Origin of the sequence: Serratia sp. szju (assembly GCF_044594185.1) — a bacterium.
Lineage (GTDB): Bacteria > Pseudomonadota > Gammaproteobacteria > Enterobacterales > Enterobacteriaceae > Serratia > Serratia bockelmannii.
Genome location: NZ_CP172576.1, coordinates 2,764,198 through 2,779,905, shown reverse-complemented (window position 1 = coordinate 2,779,905; position 15,708 = coordinate 2,764,198). Strand labels below are relative to the sequence as shown.

The window sequence follows — 15,708 nt, the reverse complement described above, 5'->3', positions numbered from 1 at the left end:
GTTCAGCTTTTCTTCAGCGGCTTGACCAGGTGGTCAAGCCCTTCGATTTTAATCGCCAGCGTCATCTCCATCAGCATGCCGAGCTTGCCTTTGGGGAATTCGCCCTTGCGGGCGAACCACAGCAGGTACTCTTCGGGCAGATCGATCAGCACCCGCCCTTGGTACTTGCCGAACGGCATCACGGTATTGGCGATCTCCAGCAGGTTTTCTTTTTCCATCACTCACCCAGCAAGCGGATCATCTCCGCTTCGTCGATCACGGCGATACCCAGCTCCTGCGCCTTCGCCAGCTTGGAACCGGCCGCCTCACCGGCGATCACCAGATCGGTTTTCTTCGACACGCTGCCGCTGACCTTGGCGCCCAGCGCCGTCAGGCGATCTTTGGCCTCGTCGCGCGACAGCTGGCTCAGCGAGCCGGTCAGCACCACGGTTTTGCCGGCGAACGGGCTGTCTATCTCTTCCGCCGCCACCACCACCGGCGCCGGCCAGTGAATGCCGATCTCGGCGCCCACCAGCTCGTTGATCACCTGCTGATTGAGCGCTTCATCGAGGAAGTTGCGAGTGTGTTTGGCCACCACTTCGCCGACGTCCGGCACCTCTTTCAGCGCCTCGATGTCAGCGGCGAACAACTTCTCGAGCGATCCGAAATGCGCCGCCAGGTTGGCGGCGGTCGCTTCGCCGACCTCGCGAATGCCGAGCGCATACAGGAAGCGGGCGAAGGTGGTCTGTTTAGATTTCTCCAGCGCATTGACCAGGTTCTGCGCCGATTTCGGCCCCATGCGATCCAGACCGGTCAGAATGCCGGCGGACAGCCGGAACAGATCGGCCGGGTTCTTCACGTACTCCTTGTCCACCAGTTGCTCGATGATCTTGTCGCCCATGCCTTCAACGTCCAGCGCGCGGCGGGAAACGAAATGCTTCAACGCCTCTTTGCGCTGCGCGCCGCAGATAAGACCGCCGGTGCAGCGCGCCACGGCTTCGCCTTCCACGCGCTCAACGTCGGAGCCGCACACCGGGCAGTGCAGCGGGAACACCACTTCGCGCGCATCCTGCGGCCGGCGGTCTTCCAGCACCCCCACCACCTGCGGGATCACGTCGCCGGCGCGGCGCACGATCACCGTATCGCCGATGCGCAGCCCCAACCGCTCAATTTCATCGGCATTGTGCAAGGTGGCATTGCTGACGGTCACCCCGGCCACCAACACCGGCTCAAGGCGGGCCACCGGCGTAATCGCGCCGGTGCGGCCAACCTGAAACTCCACTTCGCGCACCACGGTGATCTGCTCCTGGGCCGGGAATTTGAACGCCGTCGCCCAACGCGGTGCTCGCGCCACAAAGCCCAGCGTTTCCTGCAGATCGATGTCGTCAATCTTGATCACCACGCCGTCGATGTCGAAACCGAGCTGTGCGCGTTCCTGCTCGACCTGACGATAAAACGCCAGCACTTCCTCGCTGCCGGTGCGGCGCTGGGCGCGATCGCTAACCGGCAGGCCCCAGGCCTTGAACTGCATCAGGCGCTCAAAGTGGCTGCGCGGCAGCTCGCCGCCTTCCAGCAGGCCGACGCCGTAGCAGAAGAAGGTCAGCGGCCGTTTAGCGGTAATGCGCGGATCGAGCTGGCGCAGCGAACCGGCGGCGGCGTTGCGCGGATTGGCAAACACCTTGCCGTCTTTGCGCCGCGCCTCTTCGTTCATCTGTTCAAAACCGGCCTGCGGCATGAACACTTCGCCGCGCACTTCCAGCCGGCGCGGGATGTTGTCGCCGGTCAGGCGCAGCGGGATGGCGCGAATAGTGCGCACGTTGGTGGTGATGTTCTCCCCGGTGGTGCCATCGCCGCGCGTCGCCGCGCGCACCAGTTCGCCGTCTTCATACAGCAGGCTGACCGCCAGGCCATCCAGCTTCAGTTCGCAGCAGAAGGTCAGCGGATCGCTGCTTTTGAGCCTGTCCTGCACGCGCTTGTAAAACGCCAGGAAACTTTCTTCGTCGAACACGTTGTCCAGCGACAGCATCGGCACTTCGTGACGCACCTGGTCGAACGCCGCAAGCGGCGCCGCGCCCACGCGCTGGGTCGGCGAATCGGCGGTGATCAGCTCCGGATGCGCGCTCTCGAGCTCGCGCAGCTCACGCATCAGGCGGTCATATTCCGCATCCGGCACTTCGGGCGCATCCAGCACATGATACTGGTATTCATGATGGCGCAATGTGGCTCGTAGTTGATTGATTTGTTGGATTATCGATTCCATGGCTCACCATCAAAGATAAAAAACCCCCGGCTAGCGGGGGCTTTGTTGTTACGGATGTTCAGTGCGCGCGGCAACCCGGTCAGGCGTTGTTTTCCAACACTTCACGGATACGCGCTTTGTAGGTTTCCAGCTTCTGCGGCGTCATCATGCGGCGCTCGTCGTCCAGCACCACGCCGCCCACGTCGTCGGCGATGCGCTGCGCCGACTGCAGCATCAGCTTGAAGTTCTGATTGGCGTCGCCGTAAGACGGCACCATCATGAACATCGACACGCCCGGCGTGGAGAAATCGGACATCATGTCAGGATCGAACGACCCCGGCTTGACCATGTTCGCCAGGCTGAACAGTACCGGGCCGCTGCCGGCCGGGCTGATATGGCGGTGGAAGATGCCCATCTCGCCAAACTGGAAGCCCGCCTGCAACACGCTCTGCAGCAGCACTTCGCCGCCGATCACGCCGCCCTGATGGGCCGCGACGTGCAGCACCAGCACGGTCTCTTTCAGCTTAGCCTGAATTGGCGCAGCCGCAGGCTGCGGTGCAGGTTCCGGCGCAGGCTTCACTTCCGGCGCTTGCTGCACAGGAGCCGGTTCGGCGTGGAATGCCGGTTCTGCCCCCTGCGGCGCCTCATGTTCATGCGGCAGATCGTCGACGCGCGGCTCACGGCGCACGGCCGGTTGCGGTTGCTGCGGTTCGGCCTGTTCTTCGTCCGGCGCGTAGTTGTTCAGCAGGATATCATCATATTCCGGCCGCTGAGACAGCGGAGGCGGCGTCTGATGGGCAGCCGGCTGAACGGCGTGGGGCGCTGGCGCAGCCGCCGGAGCGGGCTTCGGCGCGGCCACGGGTTCTTCGCGTGCGGCATCGAAATGGCCGAATGACGGCTCGTCTTGCGGGTGAGCGGCGCGTACGCGCACCTCACCGACGCCTTCTTCGAGATCGTCGATCGGAGTTTGTTCACGTTCCTTTTGGGAACGTTTGGCTGGGCGATCGCGGAAGAGCGCTGACCGTTCTTTGCGACTGGTCCACAGACCGTGCAATAACAGCGCTATTATGGCGATCGCGCCAACAACGATTAATATCAGACGCAAATCCTGCATCATTGCTATCTCTGTTGTTCCAATACATTGCCACCGCGGCAAACATTCACTCTTTAACTCTATTTGCCCGCGCACACAAGTGCAAGTCCGTGCTGAACTTTATGCCAATAAAGATGATTATACTGCCTTTTTCTGCTGGTTTTTCAGCCAACCCTACCCTAGCCAGTGGAAAATCATCCCTATATGATAATGATGCCTGTTCAGACAACGAGATAACTTAAGATATGTCCTATACGCAGCTCCCTTCCCGCTCGACCAGCGGCATTCACTATTTCGCCGAAGGCTGGCGCCTGATTTCGCGCCCGGGGATTAAACGCTATGTGGTCCTGCCGTTGCTGGTCAACGTGCTGCTGATGGGCTCCGCTTTCTGGTGGCTGTTCAGCCGGCTTGGCGATTGGATCCCGGCGATGATGAGCCACGTTCCCGACTGGCTGCAATGGTTGAGCTACCTGCTGTGGCCGCTGGCGGTCATTTCGGTGCTGCTGGTGTTCAGCTATCTATTCAGCACTATCACCAATCTGATCGCCGCGCCGTTCTGCGGCCTGCTGGCCGAGCAGCTCGAAGGCAGCCTGACCGGCAAACCGCTGCCGGACACCGGCCTGCTCGGCATCGCCAAAGATCTGCCGCGCATCATGGCGCGCGAATGGCGCAAGCTAATGTATTACCTGCCGCGCGCGCTGCTGCTGCTGGCGCTGTACTTCGTGCCCGGCATCGGCCAGACGGTGGCGCCGGTGCTGTGGTTCCTGTTCAGCGCCTGGATGCTGGCGATCCAGTATTGCGACTACCCGTTCGACAACCACAAGGTGAGCTTTGCCGACATGCGCCGCGCTTTGCGCCAGCACAAAACCGACAATCTGCAGTTCGGCGCGCTGGTCAGCCTCTTTACCATGATCCCGATCCTCAACCTGGTGATCCTGCCGGTCGCCGTCTGCGGCGCCACCGCGATGTGGGTCGATCGTTATCGCACGCAATTCGTCCGATAATCGCTGTTTTTTACCGCCGACAGCGCGGGAATTTTCGACAGGGCGCGCATTTCGCGCCCTTATCATTGTGCTTAAAACTTATTTCCTAATAACATATAGATATACCAATTCTTTACTTCCCTGCCGGTACTGTTAGCGTATGCTTTCGATGTTCCCCACATTTTCATAGAGTTAAAGGACGGGCTATGAGCAAGATATATGAAGACAACTCATTAACAATCGGCCATACGCCGCTGGTTCGTCTGAACCGTATCGGCAACGGACGCATTCTGGCCAAGGTTGAATCACGCAACCCGAGCTTCAGCGTCAAATGCCGCATCGGTGCCAATATGATTTGGGATGCGGAACAACGCGGCGTGCTGACCGCCGGCAAGGAACTGGTGGAGCCGACCAGCGGCAACACCGGCATCGCGCTGGCCTTCGTCGCCGCTGCGCGCGGTTACAAGCTGACGCTGACCATGCCGGAAACCATGAGCATCGAGCGCCGCAAGCTGCTCAAGGCGCTGGGCGCCAATCTGGTGCTGACCGAAGGGGCGAAAGGCATGAAAGGCGCCATCGCCAAAGCCGAAGAGATCGTCGCGACCGATCCGAACCGCTACCTGATCCTGCAGCAGTTCAGCAACCCGGCCAACCCGGCCATCCATGAAAAAACCACCGGCCCAGAAATCTGGGAAGACACCGATGGGGAAGTCGACGTGTTCATCTCCGGCGTCGGCACCGGCGGCACATTGACCGGCGTCAGCCGCTACATCAAGAACACCAAAGGCAAGGCCATCACCACCGTGGCGGTCGAGCCGACCGACTCGCCGGTCATCAGCCAGGCGCTGGCCGGTGAAGAGCTGAAACCGGGCCCGCACAAGATCCAGGGCATCGGCGCCGGCTTCATTCCGGGCAACCTCGATCTTGACCTGGTGGATCGCGTCGAGAAAGTCTCCAACGACGAAGCCATCAGCATGGCGCGTCGTCTGATGGACGAAGAAGGCATCCTGGCGGGCATCTCCTCCGGCGCAGCGGTCGCGGCGGCGGTGAAACTGGCCGAAGAACCGGCGTTCGCCGACAAGACTATCGTGGTCATCCTGCCCTCTTCCGGCGAACGTTATCTCAGCACCGCGCTGTTCGCCGATCTGTTCACCGAGCAGGAATTGCAGCAGTAATTCCGCAACTGCACAAATCGCTAAAAAAGCACCCTGCGGGGTGCTTTTTTGTGGACTGGATCAAACTTTATAGCAGTCCAAGATTGCTTTTGCCCGTCGCCTTTAGTATTTAACGTTGCATTATTTCGATGCGCAAAATTAATCACTCTCCGAGCACGGTCAAGGCTGAATCGATTTACTCATCTGTCGCCGACGCGGCGAATCGGGCATAATGGGGAGCGGATTGGAACGACGTCTAAAGCCGAGTTTTTTGATCTGAAGTGCCTAACGCGTCGTTTTCTGTTGCATCAACGTTCGCCCCTGTCCATAGTCAGGCGCTATAACCAGACAAGTTAAAGTCAGGCCCCTGGGCTAAACTTTAACTCCACAACATTAATCCAATAAGTTGGGGAAACATCAATGTTCCAGCAAGAAGTTACTATTACCGCTCCGAATGGTCTGCATACTCGCCCTGCCGCTCAGTTCGTTAAAGAAGCCAAAGGCTTCACGTCTGACATCACCGTGACCTCCAACGGCAAAAGCGCCAGCGCTAAAAGCCTGTTCAAACTGCAAACTCTGGGGCTGACTCAAGGGACCGTAGTGACCATCTCAGCTGAAGGTGAAGACGAGCAGAAAGCCGTTGAGCACTTGGTAAAACTGATGGCAGAGCTTGAGTAATCGGCCCGTCTTTTTAGTTAACACCAGTCAAGAGTAAGGTAGGGTTATGATTTCAGGCATTTTAGTATCACCGGGCATCGCTTTTGGTAAGGCTCTCTTGCTGAAAGAAGACGACATCGTCATCAACCGGAAAAAAATCTCTGCTGATCAAGTAGAGCAGGAAGTCTCGCGTTTTCTGGCCGGCCGCGCAAAAGCGTCCGAACAGCTGGAAGCGATCAAGACCAAAGCTGGCGAAACCTTCGGCGAAGAGAAGGAAGCTATCTTCGAAGGCCACATCATGTTGCTGGAAGACGAAGAGCTTGAGCAGGAAATCATAGCCCTAATCAAAGACGATCTGGCCTCCGCAGACGCCGCCGCCTACACCGTGATCGAAGGTCAGGCAAAAGCGTTGGAAGAGCTGGACGACGAATACCTGAAAGAACGCGCCGCCGACGTGCGCGACATCGGCAAACGCCTGCTGCAAAACATTCTGGGCATGCCGATCGTCGATCTGGGCTCCATTCAGGACGAAGTGATCCTGGTGGCCACCGATCTGACCCCGTCCGAGACCGCGCAGCTGAACCTGGACAAAGTGCTGGGCTTCATTACCGATCTCGGCGGCCGCACCTCCCACACCTCTATCATGGCGCGCTCCCTGGAGCTGCCGGCGATCGTCGGTACCAGCGACGTGACCAAGCAGGTGAAAAACGACGACTACCTGATTCTGGATGCGGTTAACAACAAAATTTACGTTAACCCGACCGCTGACGTTATCGATCAGCTGAAAGCCGCCCAGAACCAATACATCACCGAGAAAAACGATCTGGCCAAGCTGAAGGACCTGCCGGCGATTACGCTGGACGGCCATCAGGTTGAAGTCTGCGCCAACATCGGCACCGTGCGCGACGTCGCGGGTGCAGAGCGCAACGGCGCGGAAGGCGTCGGCCTGTATCGTACCGAATTCCTGTTCATGGACCGTGACTCGCTGCCGACCGAAGACGAGCAGTTCCAGGCTTATAAAGCCGTGGCGGAAGCCATGGGCTCGCAGGCCGTGATCGTCCGCACCATGGACATCGGCGGCGACAAAGACCTGCCGTACATGAACCTGCCGAAGGAAGAGAACCCGTTCCTCGGCTGGCGCGCCATCCGCATCGCGATGGACCGCCGTGAAATCCTTCACGCCCAGCTGCGCGCCATCCTGCGCGCCTCGGCGTTCGGCAAACTGCGCATCATGTTCCCGATGATCATCTCCGTGGAAGAAGTGCGCGATCTGAAAGGCGAAATCGAGACGCTGAAGGCGCAGCTGCGCGAAGAAGGCAAGGCGTTTGACGAGAGCATCGAGGTGGGCGTGATGGTGGAAACACCGGCTGCGGCGGTCATCGCTCACCACCTGGCGAAAGAAGTCGACTTCTTTAGTATTGGGACAAACGATCTAACCCAGTATACTCTGGCGGTAGATCGCGGCAACGAGCTGATTTCTCATCTCTATAACCCGATGTCCCCATCAGTACTTAGCCTGATCAAACAGGTTATTGATGCATCTCACGCAGAAGGCAAGTGGACCGGCATGTGCGGCGAACTGGCTGGCGATGAGCGTGCTACACTGTTGTTATTGGGCATGGGGCTGGATGAGTTCAGCATGAGTGCGATTTCAATCCCGCGCATCAAGAAAATTATTCGTAACACGAATTTCGAAGATGTGAAGGCGTTGGCAGCGCAGGCCTTGGCACAGCCAACGGCACAAGACCTGATGAATTGCGTCAATAAATTCATCGAAGAAAAAACGCTCTGCTAAACTTCCACGACACTGGAACGCCGCCCAATTTAATGCTTAGGAGAAGATCATGGGTTTGTTCGATAAACTGAAATCTCTGGTTTCTGATGACAAGAAAGACACGGGCACTATCGAGATCGTCGCTCCCCTTTCTGGCGAAATCGTCAATATCGAAGATGTGCCGGACGTAGTGTTCGCTGAAAAAATCGTTGGCGACGGTATCGCCATCAAACCGGCCGGTAACAAAATGGTTGCTCCGGTTGACGGCACCATCGGTAAGATTTTCGAAACCAACCATGCATTCTCTATCGAATCCGACAGCGGCATTGAGCTGTTCGTCCACTTCGGCATCGATACCGTAGAACTGAAAGGCGAAGGCTTCAAACGCATCGCCGAAGAAGGTCAGCGCGTCAAGAAAGGTGACGTGGTTATCGAGTTCAACCTGCCACTGCTGGAAGAGAAAGCCAAGTCTACCCTGACGCCGGTCGTTATCTCCAACATGGACGAGATCAAAGAGCTGATCAAACTGTCCGGCAGCGTGACCGTTGGCGAAACCCCGATCATCCGCATCAAGAAGTAAGCGCGGATGAGCAAGAAAAACGGCGCCCTCGGCGCCGTTTTTTTATCCCCTTCGTCGTATCCCAATCTCACTACGTTATGACGACCAGCGCGGGATACGCAGGGTAATGACCAGCCCCTCTCTGTCGCCGTTGCGCGCCTCAACCTGGCCGCCGTGCGCCAATACCACCTTGCGGGTAATCGCCAGCCCCAGGCCGTAACCCTTGCCCGACAGGGCCGACTTCACGCGTACGAACGGATCGAAAATGCTCGACAGCTTCGCCTCCTCAACCCCCGGCCCCTGATCGCTGACCGCGATCTGGAACTGGTTATCGACGCGCGTCAATGCCACCGTCACCCGCTGGCCGTGGCTGGAAAAGCGCAGCGCATTGCGCACGATGTTGTCCACCGCTCGCCGCATCAGTTCCGCATTGCCCTTGACGGTGTACTCCACGTCCGACTCGGCCTGCAGCACGATATCCACGCCGGGCACCTGCGCCTCGTAGCGTGCATCACTCACCACCGCATCCACCAGGCCGTACAGATCGAAGTACTCCTCGTCCGGCAGGCTACTGTGTTCGGTACGCGACAACGCCAGCAGCTCGCCGATCATTTTGTCCAGCCGCCCCGACTCGTGTTCGATACGTTTGAGCGAGGCTTCGACGTTACCGGCATTCTGCCGCGCCAGGCCAATCGCCAGCTGCAGGCGCGCCAGCGGTGAACGCAGCTCGTGCGAAACGTCATGAAGTAACTGCTCGCGGGCGCTAACCAGCAGTTCCAGCCGCTCGGCCATGGTGTCGAAATCGCGCGCCACGTCGGACAGCTCGTCATGGCGGCGCCGCATGTTCGGGAACAGCCGCACCGACAGATCGCCCTGCGCCACCCGATCCAGGCCGCCGCGCAGCTGACGCATCGGCCGGGTCAGGTTCCAGGCCAGCACGGCGCTGAACAGCAAACCGCCCAGCCCGCCGACCCACAGCATCGGCGCAGGAATGTTGAAGAAGTGGGAACGCCGCTCCGGCCGATACTCTTCCCGCAGCCCGCGCACGTCATAGCTCAGCCAGTAACCTTGCCCTTCCCCGGTCTGCACCCAGGCGGAAATCGCTTTCGGCATACGACGCCCCTCAAACACCGGTTCTTCCGGCGCGGGCGGCGGCGGTTGGGTCATCGGCGTAACCGACAGCAGATGCCTGTCGTCCTCGGGCCAGTCGCGCATCAGGGCTTCCAGCGCCGGCATACCGCCGCTGCGCAACTGGGTGGCGGCGGAGGTCAGTTGCAGGCCAATGACCCGCCGCGCCATGGCGTTCTCCGGCGGCACATAACGATCGCCATAAAGAGAAAACGCCACCCACAGCGCCTGCGTCATGATGAGGAAGGTCAACCAAAAGCCGAGTAAAATTTTCCAGAACAGTCTTCCGCGCATATCAGGTTACCGGATGCGATAGCCGATGCTGCGTACCGTCTCGATGCTGAGCTTACTGCCGGCCAACGCGCTCAGCTTCTGGCGAATATTGCTGATGTGCACGTCCACGCTGCGGTCATAGGCCTCACGCGGGCGCCCCAGCCCCTTCTCGGACAGCTCGTCCTTCGACACCACGCGATCCGGCGCGCGCAGCAACAGCTCCAACAGATTGAATTCCGAAGCGGTCAGATCAAACGCCTTACCGCGCCATTCGCTGCTGCGGGTTGAAGGGTTCAGCGTCAGCTCGCCGAAGCTGATAGCGGCTTCGTCGTCCGCCTCTTGCGGCCGCTCTTCGAAACGGCGCAGCACCGCGCGCAGACGCGCCACCAATTCGCGCGGGTAGCACGGTTTGGGCATGTAATCGTCGGCGCCCATCTCCAGGCCAATCACCCGATCGATGTTGTCACCTTTGGCGGTCAGCATGATGATCGGCAGCCGGCTCTTTTTACGTACGTCCCGCAGCACGTCAATGCCGCTCATGTCCGGCAGCATGATGTCGAGGATCATCGCGGTATAGTCGCCCGACAGCGCGCCCTCTATCCCCGCCTTGCCCGTCAGCACTAGCGTGGCATCGAAGCCTTCGCCGGTCAGGTATTCGCTCAGCATGGTGCCAAGCTCCAGGTCATCGTCGACCAGTAAAATTTTCATGCCTTGCTCCTTCACCGATTTTCGTTATTTTCCCGCCAATTTCGCCGGCCCGCAGCCGGTTTTACTCAATCCTTACACATCGCTCTTGGCGTCTCTCCACCGTTATTGTGGCCGCTGCCGCGCAATTTCTCTACTTCAGTCATGGCATTGGCGCACGAGCAAGCGGCAGCTACCACGCAAGCGGGGCTGCCGTCTGTCGAAAGGAAAGGGGGAAAGATTCTCCCGACGGAACACACCGCCGGGAAGGAGCGATCAGTCGAACACGCCGGTAGAGAGGTAACGGTCGCCGCGATCGCAAACGATCGCCACCACGACGCTGCCAGGGTGGGCCGCCGCGATGCGCAAGGCGCCGGCTACCGCACCGCCGGAGCTGACGCCGCAGAAAATGCCTTCACGCTGCGCCAACTGGCGCATGGTCTGCTCGGCATCGCCCTGTTCGATATCCAACACCTGATCCACCAGCTCCGGGCGGAAAATCCCCGGCAGGTAAGCAGGCGACCAACGGCGAATGCCGGGGATGCTGCTGCCCTCCGCCGGCTGCAGGCCGACGATCTGCACCTGCGGATTCTGGCTCTTCAGGTAACCGCCCACGCCGGTAATGGTGCCGGTGGTGCCCATGCTGGAAACGAAGTGCGTGATGCGCCCTTCGGTCTGGCGCCAGATCTCCGGGCCAGTGGTGGTGAAGTGGGCATAAGGATTGTCGAGATTGTTAAACTGATCCAGCACCTTGCCCTGCCCCTGGCGCTGCATCTCCAACGCCAGATCGCGCGCCCCTTCCATCCCCTGCTCACGGCTGACCAGGATCAGTTCCGCACCGTAGGCGCGCATCGCCGCCTGCCGTTCCAGGCTCATGTTCTCCGGCATCAGCAGCTTCAGCGTATAGCCTTTCAATGCAGCGATCATCGCCAGTGCAATGCCGGTGTTGCCGCTGGTAGCCTCGATCAGCACGTCGCCGGGCTTGATCTCCCCGCGCAGCTCCGCCTGCTGGATCATCGCCAACGCGGCGCGATCCTTCACCGATCCCGCCGGGTTATTGCCTTCCAGTTTGACCCATACTTCGCTGCCCGCCTGGGCGGCCAGCCGTTGCAGTTTTACCAGCGGGGTATTCCCGATGCATTGTTCGAGCGTTGTCACGATCTTTGCCTGTGTGTTGGTGTGCGTAAAGTAAAAAGGCAACCCTGGGGTTGCCTTGAAAAAAAGGGCTGTTAAAACCTATCAGGCGCTTTTGGCTAACGCAACAGGTTGCAGCAGTTGATCGCCGGCATACAGCCGCGCATTGAGGCTGCCGACGTAATAACGGCCGCCGCGCACCGGCGTGGCGTTGCCTTCCGGCAGCACTATGCTTATCGGTTCCTGATGCCAGCCGATCGGCTGCACCGTCAGCTGCCAGAAATGGCCGCGCGGGCTGACTTCCAGCACCTGAACCGGCAGCGGGCAACGTTCGCTGCTTTCGGTCGCCACTTCCATTTCCCACGGGCGCAGGAACAGATCGACGCTGCCCTGGTGCATCGGCTGGAACGACAGCGGCCACTGATGCGCGCCGACGAACAGCTGGGAGCCGCGAATTTCGCCGTTCAGGCGGTTCACTTCCCCCATGAATTCCAGCACGAAGCGGCTGGCCGGCTCGCGCATAATCTCCTCCGGCGAGCCAACCTGTTCGATATTACCCTGGCTCATCACCACGATGCGGTCGGCCACTTCCATCGCCTCTTCCTGATCGTGGGTGACGAATACGCTGGTGAACTTCAGCTCTTCGTGCAGTTGGCGCAGCCAGCGACGCAGCTCTTTACGCACCTGCGCATCCAGCGCGCCAAACGGCTCGTCCAGCAGCAGAATTTGCGGTTCCACCGCCAGGGCGCGCGCCAGCGCCACGCGCTGTTTCTGGCCGCCGGACAGCTGCGACGGGTAGCGATTGGCCAAATGGCCAAGCTGCACCATGTCCAGCAACTGAGTGACTTTCTGTTTGATCGCCGCGGCGTTCGGCCGCTCGCGGCGTGGCAGCACGGTCAGGCCGAAGGCGATGTTGTCGAACACCGTCATGTGGCGGAACAGCGCATAGTGCTGAAACACGAAACCCACGCGCCTGTCGCGTGCATGCATGTGGCTGACGTCGGTGCCGTGGAAGCCCAGCTTGCCGCCGCTCTGGCTTTCCAGCCCGGCGATGATGCGCAGCAGCGTGGTCTTGCCGGAACCGGACGGCCCGAGCAGCGCCACCATCTCGCCGGAAGCAATATCGAGCGAGATATCGTTCAATACCTTGGTGCGACCGAAGTACTTGTTGATGCCGTTAATCTCAATGCTCATGATTTTCCTCCCGCTCGAGACGCGCGTTTTGACGTTCCAGACGCCACTGCAGCGCACTCTTCAAAAATAGGGTAACGATCGCCATCAGGGTCAACAGCGCGGCAGCGGTAAAGGAACCGACGGTGTTGTAATCCTGCTGCAACAGCTCGACCTGCAGCGGCAGACTGTAGGTTTCTCCGCGAATCGAACCGGACACCACCGACACCGCGCCGAACTCGCCGATGGCGCGTGCGTTGGTCAGCACCACGCCATACAGCAGCGCCCAGCGAATATTGGGCAGCGTCACGCGGCGGAACATCTGCCAGCCGGACGCCCCCAGCAGAATGGCGGCCTCGTCTTCCTGGCTGCCCTGGCTGAGCATCATCGGCACCAGCTCGCGCACCACGAAGGGACAGGTGACGAAAATAGTCACCAACACCATGCCCGGCCAGGAGAACATGATCTGGATGTTATGCGCATCCAGCCAGCCGCCCAGCAGGCCGTTGCTGCCGTAAAACAGCAGGTAAATCAGCCCCGCCACCACCGGTGAAACGGCGAACGGGATATCGATCAGCGTCAGCAGCAGCTGGCGGCCGGGGAAGGTGAAACGCGTCACCAGCCACGCCAGCAACGTGCCGAACACCAGGTTAAACGGCACGGTAATCAGCGCGATCAAGACCGTCAGCCAAATGGCGTGCAGCATGTCCGGATCGAGCAAGTTGCTCCACATCGCGCCGAATCCTTTGGAAAAGGCCTCGGCGAAAATCGACATCATCGGCACCACCAGCAGCAGCACCGAGAACAGCGTTCCGATGGCGATCAGCGTCCACTTGCCCCAGTTAACGCGTGGGCGCTCGGCGCCGTTGAAGGCGGAAACATCAGCCATCAGTGCCCTCCTCCCAAACGTCTGCCGAAGCGGCTTTGCAATACGTTAATGCTGAACAGCAGCAGCAGCGACGCCGCCAGGATCACCGAGGCGATGGCGCTGGCAGCCGGGTAATCGAACTCCTGCAAACGCACAAAAATCATCAGCGAGGTCACTTCCGTCTTCCAGGCGATGTTGCCGGCGATGAAAATCACCGCGCCGAACTCGCCCAGGCTACGGGTAAAGGAGATGGCGGTGCCGGCCAGCAGTGCCGGCGCCACCTCGGGCAGCACCACGCGGCGAAAACTCTGCCAGCGCGTGGCGCCCAGCGTCTCGGCCGCCTCTTCGTATTCCGGCCCCAGCTCTTCCAGCACCGGCTGCACGGTGCGCACCACAAACGGCAGGCTGGTGAACGCCATCGCTACCGCGATCCCGAGCCAGGTAAAGGTAACCTTGATGTCGAAGTGCGCCAGCCACTGACCGTACCAGCCGGTGGTAGAAAACAGCCCCGCCAGCGTCAGGCCGGCCACCGCCGTCGGCAGCGCGAACGGCAGATCGATCAGGCCATCCAGCAGCGAACGGCCGGGAAAACGGTAGCGCGTCAGGATCCAGGCCATCAGCATGCCGAACACCGCATTGAACAGGCTGGCAACGCCGGCCGCCAGCAGCGTCACTTTATACGCCGCCACCACCTGCGGGTTGGCTATCACTTCCCAATATTGCGCCAGGCTCATCTGCGCCAGCTGCATCACCAACGCACTGAGCGGCAGCAGCAGGATCAAACAGGTATAAAACAGGCTGCTGCCGAGGCTGAGGCCAAATCCGGGCAGCACCCGCTTACTGGACGACAACGCCAACATTTACTTGCGCCCTGCCGCTAACAGCTGATCCAGCTCGCCGCCGGTGGCGAAATGGGTTTTCATCACCTGCGGCCAGCCGCCAAATTGATCTTCCACCCGGAACAGTTGGGTGTCCGGGAATTGCCCCTTGGCCGCCGCCATCGCTTTCTGGTCATACACGCGGTAGTAGAAGCTGGTGATCACCTGCTGCGCCGCCGGGCTGTAGAGATAGTTCAGATAGGCTTTGGCCGCCTGTTCGGTGCCGTTGCGCGCGACGTTTTTGTCGACCCAGGCCACCGGGAACTCCGCCAGAATATCGACCGGCGGCACGATCACTTCGTACTTGTCTTCACCGTATTGCTTGCGGATGTTGTTCACTTCGGACTCGAAGCTGATCAGCACGTCGCCCAAACCGCGCTCGACGAAGGTGGTGGTCGCGCCGCGGCCGCCGGTATCGAACACCAGCACGTTCTTCAGGAAACGGGTCATGAAGGCGCGAGTCTTGGCCGCATCATTGCCGTCGGCCTGGCTGGCGGCGCCCCAGGCGGCCAGATAGGTATAACGGCCGTTGCCGGAGGTTTTCGGGTTCGGGAACACCAGTTTCACGTCGTCACGCACCAGATCGTTCCAGGTGTGGATGCCCTTCGGGTTGTCCTTGCGCACCAGAAACGCCATGGTGGAATAGAACGGCGAGCTGTTGTTCGGCAGGCGCGACTGCCAGTCCGCCGGGATCAGCTGCCCGCGATCGTGCAGGATCTGTACATCGGTGACCTGGTTGTAAGTCACCACGTCGGCACGCAGGCCCTGCAGGATCGCCAGCGCCTGCTTCGACGAGCCGGCGTGCGATTGTTTGATGGTCAGCTTGTCGTTCGGATGCTGTTGATTCCACTGCTGTTCAAAGCCGGGATTCAGCGCGACGAACAATTCACGGGAAACGTCATAAGAGCTGTTCAGCAATTCCGCCGCCGACGCGGCGCCGCTCGCCAACAGCGCAGCCGCCAGCCAACCTTTCAGCACGAGATTTTTAACCCGGTTTTGTTTCATTCTGCACCTTATCACTGAGTCATTCCTTCAGGCTTTCGCCTTATTGACGACCAGTGTATTTATAACTCGGTGCGGAGCTGTAACGCTTTTATATACCGTTTGGTGATTTACAAGCATCAAACGCTATAAG

General features: G+C 59.9%; 15 protein-coding genes. 5 read left to right on the top strand and 10 right to left on the bottom strand.

The window, feature by feature from the left end; translation table 11 throughout:
• Positions 1 to 2: 2 nt before the first annotated feature.
• The 3 genes from RE418_RS13145 to zipA form a co-directional block, all read right to left on the bottom strand.
• On the bottom strand, positions 3 to 218 hold the full coding sequence (locus RE418_RS13145) for a DUF3820 family protein (protein WP_004936441.1): 216 nt from the start codon (positions 216 to 218) through the stop codon (positions 3 to 5).
• Positions 218 to 2,239, bottom strand: coding sequence for an NAD-dependent DNA ligase LigA (gene ligA / locus RE418_RS13140; RefSeq protein ID WP_049209341.1), 2,022 nt, complete (start codon positions 2,237 to 2,239; stop codon positions 218 to 220). Before ligA ends, RE418_RS13145 begins: the two co-directional genes overlap by 1 nt.
• A gap of 79 nt (positions 2,240 to 2,318) precedes the next feature.
• The gene (gene zipA / locus RE418_RS13135) at positions 2,319 to 3,335 is read right to left on the bottom strand and encodes a cell division protein ZipA (protein ID WP_043140339.1); all 1,017 of its coding nucleotides are present in this window, start codon (positions 3,333 to 3,335) and stop codon (positions 2,319 to 2,321) included.
• 221 nt (positions 3,336 to 3,556) lie between these two features.
• Here zipA and cysZ point away from each other — a divergent pair, with 221 nt between their 5' ends.
• The 5 genes from cysZ (at position 3,557) to crr (ending at position 8,459) form a co-directional block, all read left to right on the top strand.
• On the top strand, positions 3,557 to 4,315 hold the full coding sequence (gene cysZ, locus RE418_RS13130) for a sulfate transporter CysZ (protein WP_025303781.1): 759 nt from the start codon (positions 3,557 to 3,559) through the stop codon (positions 4,313 to 4,315).
• Between the two features lie 185 nt (positions 4,316 to 4,500).
• Complete coding sequence (gene cysK / locus RE418_RS13125; RefSeq protein WP_004936453.1) at positions 4,501 to 5,469, top strand: cysteine synthase A; 969 nt, start codon at positions 4,501 to 4,503, stop codon at positions 5,467 to 5,469.
• A gap of 399 nt (positions 5,470 to 5,868) precedes the next feature.
• Positions 5,869 to 6,126 (top strand): phosphocarrier protein Hpr, encoded by a 258-nt coding sequence (gene ptsH, locus RE418_RS13120; protein WP_004936458.1) that lies wholly within the window; start codon positions 5,869 to 5,871, stop codon positions 6,124 to 6,126.
• 46 nt (positions 6,127 to 6,172) lie between these two features.
• On the top strand, positions 6,173 to 7,900 hold the full coding sequence (gene ptsI, locus RE418_RS13115; RefSeq protein ID WP_025303782.1) for a phosphoenolpyruvate-protein phosphotransferase PtsI: 1,728 nt from the start codon (positions 6,173 to 6,175) through the stop codon (positions 7,898 to 7,900).
• Between the two features lie 49 nt (positions 7,901 to 7,949).
• The gene (gene crr / locus RE418_RS13110) at positions 7,950 to 8,459 is read left to right on the top strand and encodes a PTS glucose transporter subunit IIA (protein ID WP_004936467.1); all 510 of its coding nucleotides are present in this window, start codon (positions 7,950 to 7,952) and stop codon (positions 8,457 to 8,459) included.
• A 75-nt stretch (positions 8,460 to 8,534) separates the two neighbouring features.
• Here the strand turns inward: crr and RE418_RS13105 are convergent, their stop codons facing one another.
• The 7 genes from RE418_RS13105 to RE418_RS13075 form a co-directional block, all read right to left on the bottom strand.
• Entirely contained in the window at positions 8,535 to 9,860 is a 1,326-nt protein-coding gene (locus RE418_RS13105) for an ATP-binding protein (RefSeq protein WP_089181186.1), read from the bottom strand.
• Positions 9,861 to 9,866: 6 nt separating this feature from the next.
• Entirely contained in the window at positions 9,867 to 10,547 is a 681-nt protein-coding gene (locus RE418_RS13100; RefSeq protein WP_049294915.1) for a response regulator transcription factor, read from the bottom strand.
• A 252-nt stretch (positions 10,548 to 10,799) separates the two neighbouring features.
• The gene (cysM, locus tag RE418_RS13095; protein ID WP_025303785.1) at positions 10,800 to 11,681 is read right to left on the bottom strand and encodes a cysteine synthase CysM; all 882 of its coding nucleotides are present in this window, start codon (positions 11,679 to 11,681) and stop codon (positions 10,800 to 10,802) included.
• Between the two features lie 81 nt (positions 11,682 to 11,762).
• Positions 11,763 to 12,851, bottom strand: a complete 1,089-nt coding sequence (gene cysA / locus RE418_RS13090; protein ID WP_025303786.1) for a sulfate/thiosulfate ABC transporter ATP-binding protein CysA — start codon at positions 12,849 to 12,851, stop codon at positions 11,763 to 11,765.
• Entirely contained in the window at positions 12,841 to 13,716 is an 876-nt protein-coding gene (cysW, locus tag RE418_RS13085) for a sulfate/thiosulfate ABC transporter permease CysW (RefSeq protein ID WP_025303787.1), read from the bottom strand. The genes cysA and cysW overlap by 11 nt, the downstream gene beginning before the upstream one ends.
• Positions 13,716 to 14,555: a sulfate/thiosulfate ABC transporter permease CysT gene (gene cysT, locus RE418_RS13080; protein ID WP_025303788.1), complete on the bottom strand. Its 840-nt coding sequence runs from the start codon at positions 14,553 to 14,555 to the stop codon at positions 13,716 to 13,718. Before cysT ends, cysW begins: the two co-directional genes overlap by 1 nt.
• Complete coding sequence (locus RE418_RS13075; RefSeq protein ID WP_033652562.1) at positions 14,556 to 15,578, bottom strand: sulfate ABC transporter substrate-binding protein; 1,023 nt, start codon at positions 15,576 to 15,578, stop codon at positions 14,556 to 14,558.
• Positions 15,579 to 15,708: the final 130 nt, after the last annotated feature.